A 229-nucleotide genomic window follows, 5' to 3' on the forward strand; every position below is an offset into this window, starting at 1 on the left:
TCGAACACGCGCTCGCGTTCCGCCGGCGGGATGCCCGGGCCGCTGTCTTCCACGGTCACGGTCACGCCGCGGTGTTCCGCCACCACCGACACGTCGACCGTGCCGCCCTCCGGCGTGTACTTGATCGCATTGTCGATGAGGTTGCGGAGCAGGATCATCAACGCGTCCGGCTGCCCTTCCACTTCGGCGCTGTCCGCGCGCGGCAGGCCGAGGTCGATCTGCTTCGCGG

The 229-nt window shown here is 69.4% G+C and carries 1 protein-coding gene; it reads right to left on the reverse strand.

Translation table 11 applies throughout. The annotated features are described in order from the left end of the window. Positions 1 to 229 (reverse strand): sensor histidine kinase (locus tag ACEN88_RS36455; RefSeq protein ID WP_413347235.1); only part of this gene is annotated, 229 nt, incomplete at both ends.

It is taken from the genome of Massilia sp. CT11-108, assembly GCF_047302915.1.
GTDB classification, from domain to species: Bacteria; Pseudomonadota; Gammaproteobacteria; order Burkholderiales; family Burkholderiaceae_D; genus Telluria; species Telluria orientalis.